Consider the following 21,667-nt stretch of genomic DNA (forward strand, 5'->3'; position numbering starts at 1 on the left):
GGGGCCGCCCTTCGGTCTGTCCTAGGCGCCGGTGACCTCTACCGCGGCCAGGTTCTTCTTGCCCCGCCGCAGCACCAGCCACCGCCCGTGCAGCAGGTCCTCCTTGGCGGCCACGGCATCCTCCGCGGTGACCTTCGCGTTGTTCACGTAGGCCCCGCCCTCCTTCACGGTTCGCCGCCCGGCGGACTTACTGGCCACCAGGCCGACCTCGGCGAACAGGTCGACCACCTGGCCCAGCTCGGCGACCTGGACGTGCGGCACCTCGGACAGCGCCGCCGCCAGCGTCCGCTCGTCCAGCTCCGCCAGCTCGCCCTGGCCGAACAGGGCCTTGGACGCGGCGATCACGGCGGCCGTCTGGTCGGCGCCGTGCACCAGCGTCGTCAGCTCCTCGGCGAGCGCGCGCTGCGCGGCACGGGCCTGCGGACGCTCCTCGGTCTGCTGCTCCAGCTCCTCCAGCTCCTCGCGGGACTTGAAGGACAGGATCCGCATGTACTTCGAGATGTCACGGTCGTCCACGTTCAGCCAGAACTGGTAGAACGCGTACGGCGTCGTCATCTCCGGGTCGAGCCAGACGGCGCCGCCCTCGGTCTTGCCGAACTTGGTGCCGTCCGCCTTGGTCATCAGCGGGGTGGCCAGCGCGTGCGCCTCGGCGTCCGGCTCCAGCCGGTGGATCAGGTCGAGACCGGCCGTGAGGTTGCCCCACTGGTCGCTGCCGCCCTGCTGGAGCGTGCAGCCGTACCGCCGGTACAGCTGCAGGAAGTCCATGCCCTGCAGGATCTGGTAGCTGAACTCGGTGTAGCTGATGCCCTGGTCGGACCCCAGACGGCGGGCCACGGAGTCCTTCGTCAGCATCTTGTTGACGCGGAAGTGCTTGCCGATGTCCCGCAGGAACTCGATCGCGGAGAGGTTCTCCGTCCAGTCGAGGTTGTTCACCATGACCGCGGCGTTCTCGCCCTCGAAGGACAGGAACGGCTCGATCTGGGCGCGCAGCTTGCCCACCCAGCCGGCCACCGTCTCCGGGTCGTTCAGCGTGCGCTCCGCCGTGGGGCGCGGGTCACCGATCAGGCCCGTCGCGCCGCCGACCAGCGCCAGCGGCCGGTGCCCGGCCTGCTGGAGCCGGCGCACGGTGAGCACCTGCACCAGATGCCCCACGTGCAGCGACGGCGCCGTCGGGTCGAAACCGCAATAGAACGTGACGGGACCGTCCGCGAGCGCCTTGCGCAAAGCGTCCTCGTCGGTGGACAGGGCGAACAGCCCACGCCACTTCAGCTCGTCGACGATGTCCGTCACGGTTCTCGTGTCTCCTCGGTGATCCAGGGGCAGTCGGGTGACAGCCGACTACGAGGTTATACGCCCTGACTGACAGAGCTCATATTGAAATCGGGGATCCGCAGGGTGGGCATCGCGGCCCGGGTGAAGTAGTCGCCCCACTCGCGCGGCAGCGTCTTCTCCGTACGCCCTGCCTCCGTGGCGCGGCCGAGCAGGTCCACCGGCGACTCGTTGAACCGGAAGTTGTTCACCTGCCCGGTCACCTCGCCGTTCTCCACGAGGTAGACGCCGTCCCGGGTCAGGCCGGTGAGCAGCAGCGTCGCCGGGTCGACCTCGCGGATGTACCACAGGCAGGTCAGCAGCAAGCCGCGCTCGGTGGCCGCGACCATCTCCTCCAGGGAGCGGTCCTGCCCGCCGTCCAGGATCAGGTTCCCGATCGCCGGGGCAACCGGCAGCCCGGTCAGGCCCGCGCTGTGCCGGGTGGTGATCAGGTGCTTGAGCACGCCCTCGCCGATCCACTCGGTGGGGTGCACCGGCAGCCCGTTGTCGAACACGGACTGGTCGCCGCCGGAGGAGTGGGCGACCACGAAGGGCGCGCACTCCAGGCCCGGCTCGTTCGGGTCGCTGCGCAGGCTCAGCGGCAGCTCGCTCAGCTTCTCGTCGACACGGGTGCCGCCGCCCGGCTTGGAGAACACCGTCCGACCCTCGGCCGCGTCTCGGCCCGAGGCCGACCACAGCTGGTAGATCAGCAGGTCCGCGACCGCGGTCGGCGGCAGCAGCGTCTCGTACCGGCCCGCGGGCAGCTCCACCCGCCGCTCGGCCCAGCCGAGGCGTACGGCCAGCTCGGCGTCCAGGGCGCCCAGGTCGACGTCCTTGAAGTCCCGCGTGGAGCGGCCCGCCCACGCCGAGCGGGCCCGGTCCGGGGACTTGGCGTTCAGCTCCAGCGTGCCGTTCGGCTGGTCGTGCCGCAGCCGCAGCCCGGTGGACGTGCCCACATACGTCGACACCATCTCGTGGTTGGCGAAGCCGTACAGCTCGCGGCCGTCGGCCCGCGCGCGTGCGAAGGCCTCGCCGAGCGCTGGTGCGAACTCCGCGAAGACGGCCGAGGAGGTCTCGGCGGGCGCGTCCGTGAAGTCCGGGGACTCCTGGACACCACCGATCAGCGGCTGGGCGTCCTCGGCGGGCCCGGCCCCGCGCGCCGCCGCCTCGGCGGCCCGCACCAGCGGCTCCAGCTCCTCGGCGGTCACCGCCGACCGCGACACCACACCGGAGGCGGTGCCCTCCTTGCCGTCCACGGTCGCGATCACCGTGAGGGTACGGCCGCGGGTCACACCGTTGGTGGTCAGCGCGTTGCCGGCCCAGCGCAGGTTGGCGCTCGACTCCTCGTCGGCGATGACGACGCAGCCGTCGGCCCGGGACAGCGCGAGGGCCTGCTCGACGACCTCGTGCGGCTTGTTGGTACGGGCGCTCATCGACCGGCCTCCTGCGTGGTGTTCAGAATGTTGACGCCCTTGAAGAGGGCGGAGGGGCACCCGTGGGACACGGCGGCGACCTGACCCGGCTGGGCCTTGCCGCAGTTGAAGGCACCGCCCAGGACGTAGGTCTGCGGGCCGCCCACAGCCGCCATGGACCCCCAGAAGTCGGTGGTCGTGGCCTGGTAGGCGACGTCCTTCAGCTGCCCGGTGATCCGCCCGTTCTCGATCCTGAAGAAGCGCTGCCCGGTGAACTGGAAGTTGTACCGCTGCATGTCGATCGACCAGGACCGGTCGCCGACGACGTAGATGCCCCGGTCGACGCCGCCGATCAGGTCCTCGGTGGACAGCCCGGCGGGATCCGGCTGCAGGGACACGTTGGCCATGCGCTGCACCGGCACATGCCCGGGGGAGTCGGCGAACGCACAGCCGTTGGACCGCTCGAAACCGGTCAGCTTCGCGATTCTGCGGTCCAGCTGGTAGCCGACGAGCGTGCCGTCCTTCACCAGGTCCCAGGACTGCCCCTCGACGCCCTCGTCGTCGTACCCGACGGTCGCGAGGCCGTGCTCGGCGGTGCGGTCACCGGTGACGTTCATCAGCTCGGAGCCGTACCTCAGCTTGCCGAGCTGGTCGAAGGTGGCGAAGGAGGTGCCGGCGTAGGCGGCCTCGTAGCCGAGCGCGCGGTCCAGCTCGGTGGCGTGCCCGATGGACTCGTGGATGGTCAGCCACAGGTTGGACGGGTCGACCACCAGGTCGTACAGGCCCGCCTCCACGCTCGGCGCCCGCATCTTCTCGGCGAGCAGCTCGGGGATCTGCTCAAGCTCGGCGTCCCAGTCCCAGCCGGTCCCGGTCAGGTACTCCCAGCCGCGCCCGACGGGCGGCGCGATCGTCCGCATCGAGTCGAACTCGCCGCTCGACTCGTCGACCGACACGGCGGTCAGCTGCGGGTGCAGTCGCACGCGCTGCTGGGTCGTCACGGTTCCGGCCGTATCGGCGTAGAACTTGTTCTCGTGCACGGTGAGCAGCGAGGCGTCCACGTGGTTCACGCCGCGGGCCGCCAGCAGCCGGCTGCTCCACTCCGTCAGCAGCGCGGCCTTCTCCTCGTCGGGCACGGAGAAGGGGTCGATCTCGTACGAGGAGATCCACGTCTTCTCGGCATGGACCGGCTCGGCGGCCAGCTCCACCCGCTCGTCCGACCCGGCGGCCTTGATCACCTGCGCGGAGAGCTTCGCCATCGCCACCGCCTGTGAGGCGACCTTGGCGGCCGCGTCCAGGGTCAGGTCGACGCCGGACGCGAAGCCCCACGTACCGCCGTGCACGACCCGGACCGCGTACCCGAGGTCGGTGGTGTCCGACGATCCCGCGGGCTTGGCGTCCCTGAGCCGCCAGGACGCGCTGCGCACCCGCTCGAACCGGAAGTCCGCATGCTCGGCCCCCAGCGCACGCGCGCGTGCCAGCGCGGCGTCGGCCAGAGCCCTTAGCGGAAGCGCCGTGAAGGCTTCGTCGATGGAATGAGGCACGGAGGTCTCCCTGCTGTCGTGGCCTGTCGGTTCCGATCATGTCGCGGGAGCGGCCCGGCGGACCACATGTTTCGGTCCAAGGCGGGGCCATTCTGTAGGGACCCGACAGCGTCGCAGTCGCGCCACTGTCGGTGCCCGCTTGCCCACGGAAGCGGCGCTACCGATAGGTTTTCGATGAAGCCGCCTGCCCTCCAGCTGTTCGGGCGGGCTGTCCGACCGCATCAGACCGCAAACGAAAGGGTGATCCGTTGAGCCGCTCGGTTCTCGTCACCGGAGGCAACCGGGGCATCGGCCTCGCCATCGCCCGCGCTTTCGCCGACGCCGGCGACAAGGTAGCGATCACGTACCGCTCGGGTGAGCCGCCGGCCGCCCTGACGGAATTGGGCTGCCTCGCCGTCAAGTGCGACATCACGGACGCCGAGCAGGTGGAGCAGGCCTACAAGGAGATCGAGGAGCAGCACGGTCCGGTCGACGTCCTCGTCGCCAACGCCGGCGTCACCAAGGACCAGCTCCTGATGCGCATGTCCGAGGAGGACTTCACCTCGGTCATCGACACCAACCTCACGGGCACCTTCCGCGTCGTCAAGCGCGCCAACCGCGGCATGCTGCGCGCCAAGAAGGGCCGCGTCATACTGATCTCCTCCGTGGTCGGTCTGCTCGGTCAGGCGGGGCAGGCGAACTACGCCGCCTCCAAGGCCGCCATGGTCGGCTTCGCGCGTTCCCTCGCCCGTGAGCTGGGCTCGCGCAACATCACCTTCAACGTCGTCGCGCCCGGCTTCGTCGACACCGACATGACCAAGGCGCTCACCGAGCAGCAGCGCGAGAGCATCGTGTCGCAGGTGCCGCTCGGCCGTTACGCGCAGCCGGAGGAGATCGCCGCGACGGTGCGGTTCCTCGCCTCGGACGACGCTTCGTACATCACTGGAGCCGTCATCCCCGTTGACGGCGGACTGGGAATGGGTCACTGATCACCATGAGCGGAATCCTCGAGGGCAAGCGCATCCTGATCACGGGTGTGCTGATGGAATCCTCCATCGCCTTCCACGTCGCCAAGCTCGCCCAGGAGCAGGGCGCCGAGATCATCCTGACCGCTTTCCCGCGGCCCACACTGACCGAGCGCATCGCCAAGAAGCTGCCGAAGCCGACCAAGGTCATCGAGCTGGACGTCACCAACGACGAGCACCTCGCCCGCCTGGCCGACGTGGTCGGCGAGGAGCTGGGCGGCCTCGACGGCATCGTCCACTCCATCGGCTTCGCCCCGCAGGACGCGCTCGGCGGCAACTTCCTCAACACGCCGTTCGAGTCGGTCTCCACCGCCATGCACGTCTCGGCGTTCTCCCTGAAGTCGCTGACCATGGCCTGCCTGCCGCTGATGCAGAACGGGGGCTCGGTCGTCGGCCTCACCTTCGACGCCTCCTTCGCCTGGCCGCAGTACGACTGGATGGGCCCGGCCAAGGCCGCCCTGGAGGCGACCAGCCGCTACATGGCGCGCGACCTCGGCAAGCAGAACATCCGCTGCAACCTCGTCTCGGCGGGCCCGATCGGCTCCATGGCCGCCAAGTCCATCCCGGGCTTCAGCGAGCTGGCCTCCGTGTGGGACAGCCGCTCCCCGCTGGAGTGGGACCTCAAGGACCCGGAGCCGGCCGGCAAGGGTGTCGTCGCGCTGCTGAGCGACTGGTTCCCGAAGACCACCGGCGAGATCATCCACGTGGACGGCGGTCTGCACGCCATCGGCGCGTGACCCTCGCCTGACGTCGACGCCCCGTTTCCCGCGGTCCGCGGGGAACGGGGCGTCACTCGTTCGGCCTACCCGGCCGGGCGGGGCCCGGGGCCAACGGCGCACTCTGGATTACGGGTTCACCCCGCGCATCCTCCGCAGCCCGGCCGAGGAGGTCCCCTTGTGCGCCTGTCCCGCAGTCTGGCCCCGCTGACCGTGGCCGTAGCCCTCGTGCTCTGCCTGCCGTACGACGCGCTGCCCCACGCGCGCGCGGGCCACGGCGAGCCGCCCGCGCCGAGCCTGTTCGGCGCCGCGTGCCGTACGACCGTCACCGGCTCGCACGTGGTCGCGTACTGCCACAACCCCTACGTCGACACCGACCGGGTGCGGCTGCACATCGAATGCGCCCGCTGGTGGGACATCGACACCGACAGCGCCCCGGTGGACACCGCGGCCGCCATGACCGTACGGCTGACCGGCCGGTGCTGGAAGGAAGTCCGCTCGGTGTGGATCAGCCACCAGAAGGCGCGCTGAACCTGCCCGGACGGCACAGGAACGGATAGCTCGCCGCCTCCGCGGCGGCGGCCTCCGCGTCGCCCGTGCGGATCGCGTCCACCAGCCGGGTGTGGTCCATGTACGTCTCGGGCGTCAGCTCGGCGCCGACGTCCGCGCGCAGCCAGTCCCGCAGCACCTCTCCCAGGTCGGCGTACATCGCCGTCATGACGTCGTTGTGGGAGGCGGCCACCACGGCCAGGTGGAAGGTGGCGTCGGCGGTCACGAACGCCTCGGCCTCGCCGGTCTCCCAGGCCTCCTCGCGCCGGGCCAGGAGCGCGTCCAGCTGCTTGAGGTCCTTCTCGGTGCGCCGCTCGGCCGCCAGCTTGGCCGCCGCCGACTCAAGCGTGGAGCGCAGCTCGGCGATGTGCCGGGGGTCGGCGTCCGCGAACCGGCGGTGCATCACGCCGGCCAGCTCGCTGGTCGCCGCGACGTACGTGCCCGAGCCCTGGCGGATGTCCAGCAGGCCGTTGTGCGCGAGCGCGCGGACGGCCTCGCGGACGGTGTTGCGGGCGACGCCGAGCTGCTCGACCAGCTCCGGCTCGGTCGGGATGCGCGAGCCGACCGGCCACTCGCCGGAGGCGATCTGATTGCGCAGCTCGGCGATGACCTGCTCGGACAGCGCCGAACGACGCGGGTGGCTCAGGGGCATGGCACACCTTCGCACGCGAGGCCCGGGCAACTGCCTCCCGGGGATGGACGACCAATCATCCCATGATTCTATGATGGGCGGCATGGCTAGTGAGGAAACCCGGACCGCGCAGAACCCGACCGCGCAGAACCCGATCGCGCAGACCCCTGCCGCGGACACCCGTCGCACGCCCCCCACGCGCGCGTGGGCGACACGGCTGGTCGTCGTCGGCATCGTGCTGTCCGCGCTGAACCTCCGGCCGGCCATCACCAGCCTCGGCGCGCTCCTGGAGGAGGTCCGCGACGGCCTCGGCATGAGCGGCAGCGTGGCCGGGCTGCTCACCTCCGTGCCCCCGCTCTGCTTCGCCGTCTTCGGCGTCACCGCACCCCGGCTGGCCCGCCGCTTCGGACCGGCCGCGGTGGTGTGCGCGGGCATGACCGCCATCACCGCGGGCCTGCTGATACGGCCCTACGCCGGCGGCACGGCCGGCTTCCTGGCCGCCAGCGCGCTCACCCTCATGGGCATCGCCGTCAGCAACGTGCTGATGCCGGCCATCGTCAAGCGCTGGTTCCCCGACCGGGTCGGCTCCATGACCGGCCTGTACTCCATGGCCCTCGCCCTCGGCACCTCCGTCGCCGCCGCGGTGACCGTGCCCCTGACCGACGCCCTGGGCGGCAGCTGGCAGTCCGGACTCGCCGTGTGGGCGGCGCTCGCGGCCGCCGCGGTCCTGCCCTGGCTGCCGCTGGTGCGGGAGCGGGGCACCGAGACCGCCCCCGACCGCGCCCACGCGCCGGTGCGCGCGGCGCAGGACCGGCAGCCCCCGCTGCGCATCACCCGCAGCCGTACCGCCTGGGCGCTCGCCGTCTTCTTCGGGCTCCAGGCCACCGCCGCGTACATCACGATGGGCTGGATGGCCCAGATCTTCCGCGACTCCGGCGTCCCCGCGGGCACGGCGGGCCTGCTCCTCGCCGTCACCATGGTGATGGGCGTGCCCCTGGCCTTCGTGATCCCGCGGGTCGCCACCCGGCTGCCCCATCAGGGGCCGATCGTGCTGCTCCTGGGCGTCTGCGGCCTCGCCGGATACGCCGGCCTGTACTTCGCGCCGGCCGCCGGCGCCTGGGCCTGGGCCGTGCTGCTCGGCATCTCCAACTGCGCCTTCCCGCTGGCGCTGACGATGGTCGGCATGCGGGCCAGGACCGGCCCGGGCGTGGTCCAGCTGTCCGCGTTCGCCCAGAGCACCGGATACCTGATCTCCATCCCCGGACCGCTGCTGGTCGGTGTGCTCTACCAGCAGAGCGGCGGCTGGGGGGTGCCGATCGCCCTCATGGCGGGACTGATGCTGCCCCAGATGGCGGTGGGCTTCCTGGCGGGCCGTGACCGCATCGTGGAGGACGAGGCGGCGGCGCGCTGACGACCCCGGCGCACGGGGCAGGCACGCGGGGTGCGAGACTGGCGGCATGCCAGTGCTCGACCCGAACCCGCCGAACGGCCAGAAGAAGATGCTGATCGTCTTCGGCGCGTTCTTCGCCATCTTCGCGATCATCGCCGTCATCGCGACGCTCGCCTCACCCTGATCCGGCCCCCACCCGACCCGCGACGCGCCCCGATGGTGGGGCTGGCCCCACCATCCCCTAGGGGGCCAGTGTCAGGGTCAAGTGGGTGGGTCACCGGATGGGTTGAGGGCCCCGGACTCCGTAGCTTCGAGATGTGACCGCATCAGGCGGCCAGGACCACTCGAGGACCCACGGAGGCGACCATGCCGGCCCGCACGCACACCCGGCCCCACCCGGCCACCACGGGCAGCGTCGACATCCGGCTGCCCTGGTGGGCGCTCGCCCTGCCCGCGCTCGCCTTCGTCGCGCTGCTGACGCTCATACTGAACCCGTCGGACGCCCACGCGGCGACCGGTGATCCGGCGATCACGCAGCTCTTCGCGCGTGTGCAGCAGCTCCTCGCGCGCTGACGCGGAGCCTCCGTGCGCGGTGAATCCGCATGTCAACTCCCTGCGCCACATGGCCTGTTTCATGCGAAGCTGGCCCCATGAGCGTCGCAGAACCCCGCAGGATCGCCCTCTTCCGGCATGCGAAAGCCGACTGGCCCCAGGTGTCCGACCACGACCGCCCGCTCGCCGAGCGGGGCCGCATGGACGCCGCAGTCGCCGGGCGCAGGCTGGCCGACACCGGTATCACCTTCGACCTGGCCCTGTGCTCCACCGCGGTCCGGACCCGCGAGACCTGGAAGCTCGCGGTCCACGAACTCGCGCACCGGCCGAAAACCCACTATGAGGAGCGGGTCTACGAGGCCTCGCCGGGCGAGCTGATCGCCGTGCTCAACGAGATCCCGGACGATGTGCAGAACGTGATCCTGATCGGGCACAACCCGGGCGTGCACGGCCTGGCCGACATCCTCGCGGGCGACTGCGAGGGTGACGCCCGCGAGCGGATGAACCACCGTGGCTTCCCCGCCGCGGGCTTCGCGCTGCTCTCCTACGACGGCGCCTGGAAGAGCCTGGAGCCGGCCGTGGCCACGCTGACGGACTACTGGGCACCCTCCGAGTGACGGCACCCACGGCAGGAGGGCCCGGCACCGTGGCGGTGCCGGGCCCTCCTCACATCCGGTGCGCGCTCCGTCCGGGGCGGCTCAGTCCTCGTCGTGCGTGTCGGCCGCCTCGACCTCTTCGCGGGTGACGCCCAGCAGATAGAGGACCGTGTCGAGGAAGGGGAAGTTCACCGCCGTGTGGGCGGCCTCGCGGACCACCGGCTTGGCGTTGAAGGCGACCCCGAGACCGGCCGCGTTCAGCATGTCCAGGTCGTTGGCACCGTCACCGATCGCCACCGTCTGCGCCAGCGGCACCCCGGCCTCCGCGGCGAACCGGCGCAGCAGCCGCGCCTTGCCCGCGCGGTCCACGATCTCGCCGGTGACCCGTCCGGTCAGCTTCCCGTCGACGATCTCCAGCGTGTTGGCCTGCGCGAAGTCCAGCCCCAGCCGCTCCTTCAGGTCGTCCGTGACCTGGGTGAACCCACCGGAGACGACACCCACTTGGTAGCCGAGGCGCTTCAGGGTGCGGATGAGCGTGCGTGCGCCCGGCGTCAGCCGTACCTCGTTGCGCACCTTCTCCACCACCGAGGCGTCCAGCCCCTTCAGCAGGGCGACGCGCGCGTGCAGCGACTGCTCGAAGTCCAGCTCCCCGCGCATCGCGGCGGCCGTCACCTCGGCGACCTGGTCCTCGCAGCCGGCGTGCGCGGCGAACAGCTCGATGACCTCGTCCTGGATGAGGGTGGAGTCCACGTCCATGACCACCAGCCGCTGGGCACGCCGGTGCAGGCCCGCGGAGACGACGGCGATGTCGACACCCAGTGCCGCCGCGTCGGACGCCAGGGCTGTGCGCAGCGGCTCGGTCTCCACACCGGAGACGGCGAACTCCACCGCGGTCACCGGGTACTTGGCGAGCCGGAAGATTCGGTCGATGTTGCCGCCGGTCTTGGCGATCCGGGCGGCGACGGCGGCCGTCGACTCGGCGGTGAGGGGGTGACCGAGGACCGTCACCAGGGAGCGCCCGTGACCACGGGGACGGTTGTCGCCGTGCCCCGAGATGATCTCCGCCTGCATCTTCATCGACTCGGCCCAGCTGTGCACGGTGGCCCTCAGGTCGCCCTCCAGGCCGGCCGGAGGCTGGGTGACCAGCACGCACAGCACCAGGCGGCCCCGGGTGACGACCTGCTCGATGTCGACCACGTCGACGAGGTAGGCGGCAAGGGTGTCGAAGAGGCCGGCCGTGATGCCCGGCCTGTCCTTGCCGAAGATCTTGACGAGGAGAGTGGGGACCTCGGAGGTCTGCGAAGCGCTCATGGTGTCACCACCGTATCCGGCACCCAGTGCCTTCCGCCCGTGAGGTCCGCCTGACGGACACAGAACAATGGGTGTCGGGCCGATGTAGAGGATCTTGCCGCCGGACGACGGCGCGCCCGTCGAGCCGACGCCGTTCGGCTCGGGCTCTACCACGACTGTGACACGCCCGCGCTCGCGACGGGCAGCACCAGGGCGTCCGCTGCACGTGGCCGTCGCGGGTTCACCTCCTGGGCCTGCCGGGCGGAGACGGCGGTAGTGGTGGAGGGTGGTGGCCGCTCGTCCGGAGGATCTGGCGCGCGATGCTCGCGACGGGCGGCACTGGGGCGTGCGCTGCACGCGGCTGCCGGGGGTTCACCTCCTGGGCCTGCCGGGCGCAGGCGGCGGTAGTGGTGGAGGGGGCGGTGGCCCCTCGTCCGGAAGGTCCGGCGCGCGATCACGCGGGCGCGCGCCGGGACGGCCCCGGGGCGCGGGGGGAAGCGGGCCGAGGGGCCGGGCCACGGTGGGGGCGCCGTACACGTCGTCCCCGCTCGACGGCGGCCGCACATCCTCGGGCTCCGCCCGGAACCGCTCCGGCACCTGGAGATAGGGGTTCGTGTCCGGGTTCGGGGGCCGGTACGGCCTGCCCGGCGCGTACGGTCCCGCCGCGCCGCCACGGCCGTAGCCGGCGCGCCCGGACGCATCGCCGTACCCCGGATCCGCGCCCCGCACCCCACCCGGCACCGCACCCCGCCCCGGCCCCACCGCCCGAGCCCCCGCAGCTCCCGCCACCCGGGCCAGCAGCGCTCCCGCCGCCCCGGCCCCCGCACCCCACAGGGCGCCCAGGAGCAGCGCCATGCCCAGGTGGCCGTGCAGCTCGATGCCCGCGCCGAAGGCGTCGAAGCCCAGCACGGACAGCGAGGCGTCCACCGAGACATCGGCCAGCCAGGCGAGGAAGGGCAGCGCGAGCGCGGTCGCGATCCCGAGCCGCAGGGCGCAGCGGCCGGCGAACCCCGCCGCACCGACCGGTCCCGGCAGCGGCGTCCGTACCGCCGTCAGCACCCCGGCCAGCAGCATCATCAGCGCCGTCGCGACCACGAGCAGCCACACCCGCCCGTCCAGCTCGGCCAGCCGGCCCACCGTGACGGGCCGGTCGGAGTGCGCGCTCAGGAGCTGGTCGAGAGGGTGGGGCAGCACGGTGCCCAGTGCGCCGGTGGCCTTGCCGTCCCACGGGACGAACAGGCCGATCGGGACGCCCAGCCACACCCCGTTCGGGGCGCCCAGCAGGGCCGCGCCCGCGATCCGGCGCGGATGGTCGTCCCCGATCGCCGCGTACGCCGCCGCCGCGAGCCCGGCGGCCACGGCCGTCAGCAGCACGGTGACGAGCGCCGACACGGCCGGCCGCACGACCCGGTGCACGGCGTCCCAGCCGGGCGGCAGGGGAGTGCGCCGGGAGGCGAGCAGGGCGATCAGCAGGATTCCGGCGGACCAGCAGAGGCCGCCGAGGAGGGTGGGCGCGGTGTCCACGGTGAAACCGACCGCGGCCTTCGCATGGATCAGATCGCCGATCCGGTCCGGCAGCAGCCCGCCGACGTCCCCCAGACCGGGGATGTGCAGGCCGCCCCCCTTGCCGCCCCCGCCGGGCAGCTTGTCCAGGCCGAGCGAGCCGCCGTCGATCGTGATGACGTCGTGCCCGGCCCACGCCAGCCCGCCCAGCGTGGCCACGAAGAGGGCGACCACCGCGCCTGCGCGCGCCAGAAGTTCGGACGGCGCGATCACAACTCCGGCCGTGCGCAGGGACCGTAGGAAGAACCACGACAGCAGCAGGGCGCCGACCAGGCTCACCCCCAGTGGCGTGATCTCGACGGCCGTGTGGGCCTCGGCACCCTTCAGCCCGAAAGCGGACACATCGCCCGACGGCGAGACCGAACCACCAGCCCCGAGCGCCACAACAGCCGCCGTCATGGGGCCCAGTGAGCCCGCCGCGTCCGCCTGCAGCAGATGCAGACCGAGCGCGGCCGTGCCCGCCATCCCTATCAACGCCCAGCTGACTGCGGCGATCGCGGACAGCAGGATGTCCGTCCACGGCAGCGAGGTGCCGTGCCGTGCGGTCTCGACGCCCGTGGCAGCACTCATGGCAGACCCCCCGATCCGCGGCGCGGCACCGGAGCCGCGCTTGTCCCCCTCGCGGGGGATTACCACTCTCCGGCCCGGTTTCAACCCCGTCAACGGGGCGAGTTGAAGCGCGTACGGGCGCCCTCCACAAGGCCCGACTTTCGGTCACGGGGCCCCGCCTGGAATAGTTCCCCACGATGTTCGACATCCCTAGACTCCCTGTGATGGGGGTAATTCGGGGGACAACTCAGTGGGGCATGGAGTGCCGGAACTCGTACTGGAAACTAACGGACAGACCTGGACGCTCGATTCGTCCAGGTCTTACACCCTCGGACGCGATCCGCAGGGTGACATCGTCTTCGACGACGCCAGGGTCTCCTGGCGTCACGCCACGGTCAGCTTCAACGGCCGCAGTTGGGTCATCGAGGACCACGGCAGCACCAACGGCACCTTCGTGCAGGGCCAGCGGATCGGCCAGACGGAGATCGGCCCGGGCTCGGCGGTGCACCTCGGCAACGCGACCGACGGACCGCGCCTGAACCTGTCCGGCGCCGCCGCGGCGGCTCAGCCTCAGCAGCAGGCCGCGCCGTACGCCGCCCAGGGAGCGGGGGCCGGCTGGGCACAGCAGGCTCCGCAGCAGCAGGCCCCGCAGGCCGGTTGGCAGCAGCCGCAGCAGGCCGCGCCGATCCCGCAGCAGCAGGGCGGCGCTCCAGCCGAGCAGTACGCGCAGAAGGTGCCCGGTGGAGGCGCGGGGGCGCCGCCGGTCTACGGCGACCGCAGCCCCACGACGTTCCACCAGTTCGCCATCGGCAACGTGATGCGTATCGGCCGTGCCCTGGAGAACGAGCTGGTCGTCTCCGACCTCCAGGTCTCCCGGCACCACGCCGAGTTCCACTCGGTGCCCGGCGGCCGCTTCGAGATCCGCGACCTGGGCTCGCACAACGGCACTTACGTCAACGGCCAGCCGATCCCCAAGGGCGGCACGGTACAGCTCGGCCCGAACGACATCGTCGGCGTCGGCCACTCCACCTTCCGCATCGTCGGCGACCGTCTCGAGGAGTTCGTCGACACCGGTGAGGTCTCCTTCTCCGCACGCCACCTGACCGTCACGGTCGACGGCGGCAAGCAGATCCTGAAGGACGTCTCCTTCGGTGTCCCGGAGAAGTCGCTGATCGCGGTCATCGGCCCGTCCGGTTCCGGCAAGTCGACCCTGCTCAAGGCGCTCACCGGCTACCGGCCCGCCAACCAGGGCGAGGTGCTGTACGACAACCGCAACCTCTACAAGCAGTTCGCCGAGCTGCGCCAGCGCATCGGTCTGGTCCCGCAGGACGACATCCTGCACAAGGAGCTGACCGTCAAGAAGGCCCTCAAGTACGCGGCCAAGCTGCGCTTCCCCGCCGACACCACGGCCCAGGAGCGCGACGCCCGCATCGACGAGGTGCTGCGCGAGCTGAAGCTCGACATCCACAAGGACAAGAAGGTCACGTCCCTCTCCGGCGGCCAGCGCAAGCGTGTCTCGGTGGCCCTGGAGCTGCTCACCAAGCCGTCGCTGATCTTCCTGGACGAGCCGACCTCGGGCCTGGACCCGGGCATGGACCGTGACGTCATGCAGCTGCTGCGGGGCCTGGCCGACGACGGCCGTACGGTCCTCGTGGTCACCCACTCGGTGGCCGAGCTGGCGATCTGCGACAAGCTGCTGGTGATGGCGCCGGGCGGCGCGGTCGCCTACTTCGGTCCGCCGGAGGAGGCGCTGAACTTCTTCGGCTACGACACCTGGGCCGACGTCTTCTCCGCCTTCGAGAACTACCGCGACTACGACTGGGCGGGCCGCTGGAAGGGCTCGCAGCACTACCAGATGTACGCCGCGGACATCGACGCCGTAGCCCCGCAGTCCGTACACATGCCTCCGCCGCAGGCGATGAAGCCGCCCAAGCCGCAGGGCTGGGGTTCGCAGCTGATGACCCTGATCCGGCGGTACGTGGCGGTCATCGCCTCCGACAAGGGATTCCTGGCGCTGACGGTGATCCTGCCGGCGGTGCTCGGCGCGGTCAGCCTGCTGATCGACCACAACCGGGGTCTGCTGGTCAACGAGGCGGTCAACCCGCGCACCGGCGCGCACGTCCCGAACGGCACGGCCACCACGGTGCTGCTGATCCTCGCGGTCGGCGCGTGCTTCGCCGGTGCGGCCAACTCGGTGCGTGAGCTGATCAAGGAACGGGTCATCTACGAGCGGGAGCGCGCGACCGGCCTGTCCCGGTCGGCCTACCTGATGTCGAAGGTGGTCGTCCTGGGCGCGGTCACCGTGCTCCAGGGCCTGATGGTCGGCCTGATCGGCTTCTCCAGCCGCGAGATCCCGGACGAGGGGCTCGTCCTCGGCAACTCGACGCTGTTCGAGCTGTGCCTGCCGATCATGGCGCTCGGCTTCACCTCGATGATGTTCGGCCTGGTGATCTCCTCGCTGGTGAAGACCGCCGAGAAGACCATGCCGCTGCTGGTGATGTTCGCGATCATCCAGGTCGTCTTCACCGGCTGCCTCTTCACCCTGCACGGCACCCTCGGCGTCAACGAGTTCTCGTACCTGATGCCGTCGCGCTGGGCGGTGGCCGCCGCGGGCGCCACGCTGGACTTCAACAACATCGCGCCGAACACCGACGACCCGAGCAGCACGGACCCGCTGTGGAACCACGAAGCCTCGGCCTGGGGCCTGGACATGTTCGCGCTGATCGTTCTCGGTGTGGTCTGCGGCTTCTTCGTCGCCCGCTTCCTGCGTCGGCACGAGCCGGAGGTCATGCGGAAGTAACCGCGCCGTGACGACGTGAAGGGCGGCACCCCCCGAGGGGTGCCGCCCTTCCGCGTATGTCAGAGGTCCGCGCGGCCTCAGTACGCGCTGTTCACGTTGTCGATCGAGCCGTACTTGTCGGCCGCGTAGTTGGCGGCGGCGGTGATGTTGGCGACCGGGTTGTAGATGTCCCACGAGGTGCCGGCGACGTGGTACGCGTTGAAGGTCGGCGGGATGACCTGCAGCAGGCCCTTCGACGGGATGCCGTTGATCGCGTTGATGTCCCAGTTGTTGATGGCCATCGGGTTGCCGGAGGACTCCCGCATGATGTTCTTGTGCAGGCCGTGGTAGCTGCCCGGGATGCCCTTGGCCTTCATGATGTCCAGGGCCTGGCGGATCCAGCCGTCGAGGTTGTTCGCGTAGGTCTTCGCGGCGACCAGCTGCATCTGGGGGCGCTGCGCGGAACGGCTCGCGGCCGCCTTGGCGGCGCGCTCCTGCGCGGCCTTCTTGACGGCCTCGGCGGCGGCCTTCTGCTTCGCCGCGGTCTCGGCCTTCGCCTTGGCGACGGCGTCGGTCGCGGCCTTCTGCTTGGCGGCGAAGGCGTCGAGCTTGACGGTCTCCGTGGCGAGCTGGCTGGTGAGCGTGCCCTTGACGTCCTTGACCGGCTGGGCAGCCACCTGCGGCGCCTCGGCCGGGGCACCGGCGGTGATGGTCTCGGCGCTGCTGGGGACGGCCGAGAAGGCGAGAGCAGCGGCGCCGAGGACGCCGACACCGGCGATCGCGAACTTGTGCTGCTTGGTCAGCGAGCGACTATGACCACGGGTGAGGATGTTCTTGGACATGCTGAAGGACCTCTTCGGATAGCGCGGAGGTCGCTCTGCGTCCGCCGGAAGAACCTGCTCCTTCCGCACGAACGCCGCGGGGGGAACCCCGCAGCGCTGAGCGACGAGAGCAATTCTTAGCGGCCGCAAAATCCTGTGGCAAAGGTGTGACGTACTATCCCCGATAGTGGATCGGGCAAGGGCAAAACGGGACAGACTGGAACGTCTGCCCCGTTCGTGCCGGGAGGCTTTATCTCCTATGTCCGTTCGTACGTGATGTGTGCCCTATGCGCGGGCTCACATCGGAGGCGTGGCGGTCTCACCGGGAGTTGCCGTCGCAACGCTCTACGTGAGGGTTCTCCTCCGGGAGGATGAGGTGGACGTCCCCGAACTCGTGCCACAGATAGAGCCCGCGCAGCGCCTCCTCGTACGCGCGGTCGACCGCGGCCCGCCCCGCGACCGCCCGCAGCATCAGCAGATGCGAGGCCTCCGGCTCGTGCAGCCCGGTCACCAGCCCGTCGACCACACGCACCCCCCGCTCGGGCGTGACCACCAGATCGGTCCACCCCGCGGCCGCCCGCACCACGCCGTCGGGCCCGGTCGCCGACTCCACGGCCCGCACGGCCGTCGTCCCGACCGCGATCACCCGCCCGTCACCCGCCTTCGCAGCGTTGATCAGCCGCGCCGACGCCGTCGGCACCGCGAACCGCTCCGGGTACGGCGGCTCGTGCGCCTCCGCCGACGCCACCCCCGTGTGCAGAGTGATCGGCGCGAACTGCACCCCACGGCTCACCAGCTCCGCCACCAGCCGCGCGGTGAAGGGCCGCGCCGCACTCGGCATCTCCGCGCTGCCCGCCCCGTCCGGCGCGGGCAGCGCGAACACCGTCTGATAGACGGACAGCGGCTGGTCCCGCTCTGTATAGGAGTAGCGGATGGGCCGCCCGTGCTCCCGCAGCACCCGAAGGACCTGCGCCCCGGACACGCGAGCCCACCACAGCCGCTCACCGCGCGCGCTCAGCGGCTCCTCCAGGACCAGCCGCGCCCCGCCCGGCAACCGCACCTCTGTCCCCGTGGGCGTGCCCGCACGCGCGCGCGTAGTACCCCTCCCGTCCGGATCCCGCAGCTCGACCGCCCACCGCCCGTCGTCCCCGCGCGTGGAGAAGTGCACCACCACGCGCGCGTGCCCGATCCGCCCGTCCACCGCGGCGGCCAGCGTGGGCGAGGTGTTCACCACCAGCAGATCCCCCGCCCGCAGCAGCCGCGGCAGCTCGGCGAACACGTGGTGCGTCACCTCGGTGCCGCGCGACACCAGCAGCCGTACGTCGTCCCGGTCCAGACCGGGCCCGCGCTGCTCGGCGGGCACCCGCGCCGACAGCTCCTCCGGCACCTTCACCGCGATGGTCATCGCCCCTCCGCGAGGGCCGGCGCCGCGTACCGCCCGCTCGCGGGCCGCTCGTCCAGCAGCCGCAGGAACGCCGGTACGACACTGCCGGGCGCCGGACGCGGATCGTCGTCGTCCGGTACGGCCGCCGTGTACAGGTCGGTGGCCATGTCCCCGGGGTCCACCGCCCACACCCGCAGCCCCGGTTCCTCCGCGCCGAGCACCGCGGCGAGCTGGTCCAGGGCCGCCTTCGAGGCGCCGTAGCCGCCCCACGTCTCGTACGCCTCCGCCGCCGCGTCCGAGCTGACCGCGACGACCGCGCCCGCCGGTGACTCCCGCAGCAGTGGCAGCGCCTCCTGGACCAGGCCCAGCGCCGCCACCACGTTCACCTCCAGCGCCCGCCGCAGCCCCGCGAGGGGCAGCTCCGCCAGCCGCAGCAGCGGCTCGGCACCCAGCGCGCTCGCGTTGCTCACCACCAGGTCGACACCGCCCAGCTTCCGCGCGGCGGCCACCAGCTCGGACCGGTGCCCGGCGTCCGTGACGTCCCCGGGCAGCGCCTCCACCCGCCTGCCGTGCCCGGCGACCGCCTCCGCGGCCTTTGCCAGGGGCCCCGCGCCGCGGGCGTCGAGCACCAGGTCCCAGCCCCGCGCGGCCAGCGCCTCGGCGAGCGCCCGCCCAAGCCCCTTGGAGGCCCCCGTGATGATCGCTACCGGCATGACAACCGTCCCCTCGTCGCGTGCCGCCCTCGTCGGAGCGGTGACCACAACGTAGGAACGGCATCCCCCGCGCCGCCTCGGACGCGGGCCGCAATACGGCGGGGTCCTTCGACGTACGCCGCACGTCGCGGGGCCGCAGACCTACCCCACCGGTCCTAGGTCCATCGGACCGGACCCGGCGGTCACCGGTCCGATCCGCGCTGTCACACCCCGCCGGTACCGTGAGGACATGAGTCAAGGCCCCCGGTCCGGCCTCGCCGCGGTGAGTTCCGCGCTGCTGGCCATGAGCAGGCATCTGGAGGTGCGCGACGTCCTCAAGACGATCGTCGCCTCCGCCCGCGAGCTGCTCGACGCGCAGTACGCCGCCCTCGGCGTCCCCGACGACCACGGCGGCTTCGCCCAGTTCGTCGTCGACGGCGTCAGCGACGCCCAGTGGAAGGCCATCGGCCCGCTGCCCCGCCAGCACGGCATCCTCGCCGCGATGCTGCAGGAGGCCCGGCCCGAGCGCCTCGCGGACGTGCGCAAGGATCCGCGCTTCGAGGGCTGGCCGTCCGCCCACCCGGACATGTCCGACTTCCTGGGCCTGCCGATCAGGGACGGCGACGAGGTCATCGGCGCCCTGTTTCTGGCCAACAAGAACTGTCCGAAACCGGAAGGCAGCTGCGGCTTCACCGAGGAGGACGAGGAACTGCTCTCCATCCTCGCCCAGCACGCCGCGATCGCCCTCACCAACGCCCGCCTCTACGAGCGCAGCCGCGAGCTGACCATCGCCGAGGAGCGCTCCCGCCTCGCCCACGAGCTGCACGACGCGGTCAGCCAGAAGCTCTTCTCCCTGCGCCTGACCGCCCAGGCCGCGGCCGCGCTGATCGACCGCGACCCCGCCCGCGCCAAGGGCGAGCTGCACCAGGTCGCCGCGCTCGCCGCCGAGGCCGCCGACGAACTGCGCGCCGCCGTGGTGGAGCTGCGCCCCGCAGCCCTGGACGAGGACGGCCTGATCGCCACCCTGCGTACCCAGATACAGGTCCTCGACCGCGCCCACACCGCGCGCGTCACCTTCGCCAGCAACGGCTTCCGCGCCCTGCCGGCCTCCCAGGAGGAGGCCCTGCTCAGGGTCGCCCAGGAAGCCCTGCACAACGCCCTGCGGCACTCCGGCGCCGAGCACGTCGGCGTGAGCGTGGACCGGCGCGGCGGCGGAGCCGTGCTGCGCGTCAGCGACGACGGCAGCGGCTTCGACCCGCGGTCGGTCCGCAGCGCCGGACGGCACCTGGGCCTGGTCTCGATGCGGGACCGGGCGAGCGGCGTCGGCGGCACGCTGACCGTGGAATCGGCGCCCGGCAAGGGCACCACGATCGAGATGGAGGTCCCCGGTGGCTGACGCAATCAAGGTGCTGCTCGTCGACGACCACCAGGTCGTCCGCCGGGGCCTGCGCACGTTCCTGGAGGTGCAGGACGACATCGAGGTCGTCGGCGAGGCCGCCGACGGCGCCGAGGGGGTCGCCCGCGCCGAGGAGCTGCGGCCCGACGTCGTCCTCATGGACGTCAAGATGCCGGGCATGGACGGCATCGACGCCCTGCGCAGACTCCGCGAACTGGACAACCCCGCGCGCGTGCTGATCGTCACCAGCTTCACCGAGCAGCGCACGGTCGTCCCGGCCCTGCGCGCGGGCGCCGCCGGGTACGTCTACAAGGACGTGGACCCCGACGCACTGGCCGGCGCCATCCGCTCCGTGCACGCCGGGCACATCCTGCTCCAGCCCGAGGTCGCCGGCGCCCTGCTCTCCCAGGAGGAGGCCAACTCGGGTCAGGGACGCGGAGGCTCGCTCACCGAACGGGAGCGCGAGGTGCTCGGCCTGATCGCCGACGGCCGCTCCAACCGGGAGATCGCCCGTGCCCTCGTGCTGTCCGAGAAAACCGTCAAGACGCACGTCTCCAACATCCTGATGAAGCTGGACCTCGCCGATCGCACCCAGGCCGCCCTGTGGGCCGTACGCCATGGCGTGACCGGCTGAAACGCCCTCCCCAACGCCTCACCGACGGCAACTCGGAAGGTTGCGTTCCGGGCTGAGATTCATACCGTCGTGGGAATGTCACCCGGATGGCGCATCCTCCGGTGATCTCCGCCGTTCTCCAGTGCGTGCCGCGGTGAACCGCCGCGGCGAACGCCAAGGAGGGCTCAGACAGTGAAGAACCTGAAGAAGGCAGCGGCCGTGACGATGGTGGCCGGTGGCCTGCTGGCCGCCGGTGCGGGGATGGCCTCCGCCACGGACGGGGCCTGGGCCGGCGGTGCGGCCCACGGCTCTCCGGGTGTCGGCTCGGGCAACGTCGTCCAGGCCCCGGTGCACGTCCCGGTGAACGTGACCGGCAACAGCGTGAACGTCATCGGTGTGCTGAACCCGGCCTTCGGCAACCTCGGCCTCAACCAGTGAGGCACGGCCACTGACGACCTCAGGCCTCCCGGGCCCACCGGGAGGCCTGTCCGGTTTTCATCCGAGTGGCCCGAACGGGGGCTCGACGTGCGGACCCCGCACCCCGGCAAGGACTCCGGCGTTGATCAGCGCACGACCCACGGCCGGGTCGGACCCGCACACGCAGGAGGAACCCGTTCCATGAGTATCGCCAAGAAGGCCGCCCTCGCCCTGACCGTCGCCGGCATCGCCGCAGGCGCCTCCGCCGGAGCCGCCGTCGCCGACTCGACCGCGAGCGGCGCGGCCACGATGTCCCCGGGCGTCGCCTCGGGCAACGTCGTCCAGGCCCCGGTCCACGTCCCGGTGAACGTGACCGGCAACAGCGTGAACGTGATCGGCGCCCTGAACCCGGCCTTCGGCAACACGACGGCCAACAACTGAGGCGGCAAGCAGCCGAGAGGGCT

General features: G+C 71.6%; 21 protein-coding genes. 12 read left to right on the forward strand and 9 right to left on the reverse strand.

Annotated features, from left to right (window positions below):
* Positions 1-21 precede the first annotated feature (21 nt).
* Genes tyrS through ACFY3C_RS16040 form a run of 3 tightly spaced genes read right to left on the reverse strand, consistent with a single transcriptional unit; the run spans position 22 to position 4,261 of the window.
* Positions 22-1,290 carry a tyrosine--tRNA ligase gene (gene tyrS, locus ACFY3C_RS16030; RefSeq protein WP_386573907.1) on the reverse strand — a complete coding sequence of 423 codons (1,269 nt, stop codon included), beginning with the start codon at positions 1,288-1,290 and terminating at the stop codon, positions 22-24.
* A gap of 56 nt (positions 1,291-1,346) precedes the next feature.
* Positions 1,347-2,741, reverse strand: coding sequence for a metallopeptidase TldD-related protein (locus tag ACFY3C_RS16035; RefSeq protein ID WP_390771129.1), 1,395 nt, complete (start codon positions 2,739-2,741; stop codon positions 1,347-1,349).
* Positions 2,738-4,261, reverse strand: a complete 1,524-nt coding sequence (locus ACFY3C_RS16040; protein WP_386573905.1) for a TldD/PmbA family protein — start codon at positions 4,259-4,261, stop codon at positions 2,738-2,740. Before ACFY3C_RS16040 ends, ACFY3C_RS16035 begins: the two co-directional genes overlap by 4 nt.
* A gap of 248 nt (positions 4,262-4,509) precedes the next feature.
* Here ACFY3C_RS16040 and fabG point away from each other — a divergent pair, with 248 nt between their 5' ends.
* From fabG to ACFY3C_RS16055, 3 genes are all read left to right on the forward strand, one after another.
* On the forward strand, positions 4,510-5,229 hold the full coding sequence (gene fabG / locus ACFY3C_RS16045; protein ID WP_386573904.1) for a 3-oxoacyl-[acyl-carrier-protein] reductase: 720 nt from the start codon (positions 4,510-4,512) through the stop codon (positions 5,227-5,229).
* A 5-nt stretch (positions 5,230-5,234) separates the two neighbouring features.
* The gene (gene fabI, locus ACFY3C_RS16050) at positions 5,235-6,002 is read left to right on the forward strand and encodes an enoyl-ACP reductase FabI (protein ID WP_386573903.1); all 768 of its coding nucleotides are present in this window, start codon (positions 5,235-5,237) and stop codon (positions 6,000-6,002) included.
* 159 nt (positions 6,003-6,161) lie between these two features.
* Positions 6,162-6,512, forward strand: coding sequence for a hypothetical protein (locus ACFY3C_RS16055; RefSeq protein ID WP_386573902.1), 351 nt, complete (start codon positions 6,162-6,164; stop codon positions 6,510-6,512).
* On the opposite strand, the gene ACFY3C_RS16060 is transcribed toward ACFY3C_RS16055, so the two are convergent.
* The gene (locus ACFY3C_RS16060; RefSeq protein ID WP_386573901.1) at positions 6,490-7,182 is read right to left on the reverse strand and encodes a FadR/GntR family transcriptional regulator; all 693 of its coding nucleotides are present in this window, start codon (positions 7,180-7,182) and stop codon (positions 6,490-6,492) included. The genes ACFY3C_RS16055 and ACFY3C_RS16060 overlap by 23 nt on opposite strands.
* 70 nt (positions 7,183-7,252) lie before the next feature.
* Here ACFY3C_RS16060 and ACFY3C_RS16065 point away from each other — a divergent pair, with 70 nt between their 5' ends.
* The 4 genes from ACFY3C_RS16065 to ACFY3C_RS16080 all read left to right on the forward strand — a co-directional run bounded on the left by ACFY3C_RS16065 (position 7,253) and on the right by ACFY3C_RS16080 (position 9,720).
* A complete protein-coding gene (locus ACFY3C_RS16065; RefSeq protein WP_390771130.1) occupies positions 7,253-8,572 on the forward strand; it encodes a CynX/NimT family MFS transporter in 1,320 nt (439 codons plus the stop codon).
* Between the two features lie 46 nt (positions 8,573-8,618).
* Positions 8,619-8,735, forward strand: coding sequence for an SGM_5486 family transporter-associated protein (locus ACFY3C_RS16070; protein ID WP_386573898.1), 117 nt, complete (start codon positions 8,619-8,621; stop codon positions 8,733-8,735).
* A 182-nt stretch (positions 8,736-8,917) separates the two neighbouring features.
* The gene (locus ACFY3C_RS16075) at positions 8,918-9,124 is read left to right on the forward strand and encodes a hypothetical protein (RefSeq protein WP_390771131.1); all 207 of its coding nucleotides are present in this window, start codon (positions 8,918-8,920) and stop codon (positions 9,122-9,124) included.
* Positions 9,125-9,201: 77 nt separating this feature from the next.
* Positions 9,202-9,720: a SixA phosphatase family protein gene (locus ACFY3C_RS16080; RefSeq protein WP_386573896.1), complete on the forward strand. Its 519-nt coding sequence runs from the start codon at positions 9,202-9,204 to the stop codon at positions 9,718-9,720.
* A gap of 81 nt (positions 9,721-9,801) precedes the next feature.
* Here ACFY3C_RS16080 and serB read toward each other — a convergent pair whose 3' ends face one another.
* Both serB and ACFY3C_RS16090 read right to left on the reverse strand, forming a co-directional pair.
* The gene (serB, locus tag ACFY3C_RS16085) at positions 9,802-11,010 is read right to left on the reverse strand and encodes a phosphoserine phosphatase SerB (RefSeq protein WP_390771132.1); all 1,209 of its coding nucleotides are present in this window, start codon (positions 11,008-11,010) and stop codon (positions 9,802-9,804) included.
* Positions 11,011-11,361: 351 nt separating this feature from the next.
* Positions 11,362-13,122 carry a streptophobe family protein gene (locus ACFY3C_RS16090; RefSeq protein WP_390771133.1) on the reverse strand — a complete coding sequence of 587 codons (1,761 nt, stop codon included), beginning with the start codon at positions 13,120-13,122 and terminating at the stop codon, positions 11,362-11,364.
* 241 nt (positions 13,123-13,363) lie between these two features.
* On the opposite strand from ACFY3C_RS16090, the gene ACFY3C_RS16095 reads away from it, so the two are divergent.
* Entirely contained in the window at positions 13,364-15,901 is a 2,538-nt protein-coding gene (locus tag ACFY3C_RS16095; protein ID WP_386573893.1) for an FHA domain-containing protein, read from the forward strand.
* 77 nt (positions 15,902-15,978) lie between these two features.
* On the opposite strand, the gene ACFY3C_RS16100 is transcribed toward ACFY3C_RS16095, so the two are convergent.
* The 3 genes from ACFY3C_RS16100 to ACFY3C_RS16110 all read right to left on the reverse strand — a co-directional run bounded on the left by ACFY3C_RS16100 (position 15,979) and on the right by ACFY3C_RS16110 (position 18,798).
* Positions 15,979-16,722, reverse strand: a complete 744-nt coding sequence (locus ACFY3C_RS16100) for a transglycosylase SLT domain-containing protein (RefSeq protein ID WP_389185098.1) — start codon at positions 16,720-16,722, stop codon at positions 15,979-15,981.
* A gap of 298 nt (positions 16,723-17,020) precedes the next feature.
* Positions 17,021-18,106 (reverse strand): S-adenosylmethionine:tRNA ribosyltransferase-isomerase, encoded by a 1,086-nt coding sequence (locus ACFY3C_RS16105; protein WP_390771134.1) that lies wholly within the window; start codon positions 18,104-18,106, stop codon positions 17,021-17,023.
* Positions 18,103-18,798: an SDR family NAD(P)-dependent oxidoreductase gene (locus ACFY3C_RS16110; RefSeq protein WP_390771135.1), complete on the reverse strand. Its 696-nt coding sequence runs from the start codon at positions 18,796-18,798 to the stop codon at positions 18,103-18,105. Before ACFY3C_RS16110 ends, ACFY3C_RS16105 begins: the two co-directional genes overlap by 4 nt.
* A 229-nt stretch (positions 18,799-19,027) precedes the next feature.
* Between ACFY3C_RS16110 and ACFY3C_RS16115 the strand changes: the two genes are divergently transcribed.
* The 4 genes from ACFY3C_RS16115 to ACFY3C_RS16130 all read left to right on the forward strand — a co-directional run bounded on the left by ACFY3C_RS16115 (position 19,028) and on the right by ACFY3C_RS16130 (position 21,644).
* Entirely contained in the window at positions 19,028-20,173 is a 1,146-nt protein-coding gene (locus ACFY3C_RS16115) for a GAF domain-containing sensor histidine kinase (protein WP_386573889.1), read from the forward strand.
* Positions 20,166-20,807 (forward strand): response regulator transcription factor, encoded by a 642-nt coding sequence (locus ACFY3C_RS16120; RefSeq protein WP_094214635.1) that lies wholly within the window; start codon positions 20,166-20,168, stop codon positions 20,805-20,807. Before ACFY3C_RS16115 ends, ACFY3C_RS16120 begins: the two co-directional genes overlap by 8 nt.
* Positions 20,808-20,978: 171 nt before the next feature.
* Positions 20,979-21,224, forward strand: coding sequence for a chaplin (locus tag ACFY3C_RS16125; RefSeq protein WP_390771136.1), 246 nt, complete (start codon positions 20,979-20,981; stop codon positions 21,222-21,224).
* 180 nt (positions 21,225-21,404) lie between these two features.
* On the forward strand, positions 21,405-21,644 hold the full coding sequence (locus ACFY3C_RS16130; RefSeq protein WP_386573886.1) for a chaplin: 240 nt from the start codon (positions 21,405-21,407) through the stop codon (positions 21,642-21,644).
* Positions 21,645-21,667 lie beyond the last annotated feature (23 nt).

It is taken from the genome of Streptomyces sp. NPDC001410 (assembly GCF_042895235.1).
Classification (GTDB): domain Bacteria; phylum Actinomycetota; class Actinomycetes; order Streptomycetales; family Streptomycetaceae; genus Streptomyces.

Bases quoted from the DNA above. Each gene is read 5' to 3' on its own strand.
- ACFY3C_RS16035 (WP_390771129.1), bottom strand. From the start codon at position 2,741: ATGAGCGCCCGTACCAACAAGCCGCACGAGGTCGTCGAGCAGGCCCTC.
- fabI (WP_386573903.1), top strand. From the start codon at position 5,235: ATGAGCGGAATCCTCGAGGGCAAGCGCATCCTGATCACGGGTGTGCTG.
- ACFY3C_RS16060 (WP_386573901.1), bottom strand. From the start codon at position 7,182: ATGCCCCTGAGCCACCCGCGTCGTTCGGCGCTGTCCGAGCAGGTCATC.
- ACFY3C_RS16065 (WP_390771130.1), top strand. From the start codon at position 7,253: ATGATGGGCGGCATGGCTAGTGAGGAAACCCGGACCGCGCAGAACCCG.
- ACFY3C_RS16070 (WP_386573898.1), top strand. From the start codon at position 8,619: ATGCCAGTGCTCGACCCGAACCCGCCGAACGGCCAGAAGAAGATGCTG.
- ACFY3C_RS16075 (WP_390771131.1), top strand. From the start codon at position 8,918: ATGCCGGCCCGCACGCACACCCGGCCCCACCCGGCCACCACGGGCAGC.
- ACFY3C_RS16080 (WP_386573896.1), top strand. From the start codon at position 9,202: ATGAGCGTCGCAGAACCCCGCAGGATCGCCCTCTTCCGGCATGCGAAA.
- serB (WP_390771132.1), bottom strand. From the start codon at position 11,010: ATGAGCGCTTCGCAGACCTCCGAGGTCCCCACTCTCCTCGTCAAGATC.
- ACFY3C_RS16090 (WP_390771133.1), bottom strand. From the start codon at position 13,122: ATGAGTGCTGCCACGGGCGTCGAGACCGCACGGCACGGCACCTCGCTG.
- ACFY3C_RS16100 (WP_389185098.1), bottom strand. From the start codon at position 16,722: ATGTCCAAGAACATCCTCACCCGTGGTCATAGTCGCTCGCTGACCAAG.
- ACFY3C_RS16105 (WP_390771134.1), bottom strand. From the start codon at position 18,106: ATGACCATCGCGGTGAAGGTGCCGGAGGAGCTGTCGGCGCGGGTGCCC.
- ACFY3C_RS16110 (WP_390771135.1), bottom strand. From the start codon at position 18,798: ATGCCGGTAGCGATCATCACGGGGGCCTCCAAGGGGCTTGGGCGGGCG.
- ACFY3C_RS16115 (WP_386573889.1), top strand. From the start codon at position 19,028: ATGAGTCAAGGCCCCCGGTCCGGCCTCGCCGCGGTGAGTTCCGCGCTG.
- ACFY3C_RS16130 (WP_386573886.1), top strand. From the start codon at position 21,405: ATGAGTATCGCCAAGAAGGCCGCCCTCGCCCTGACCGTCGCCGGCATC.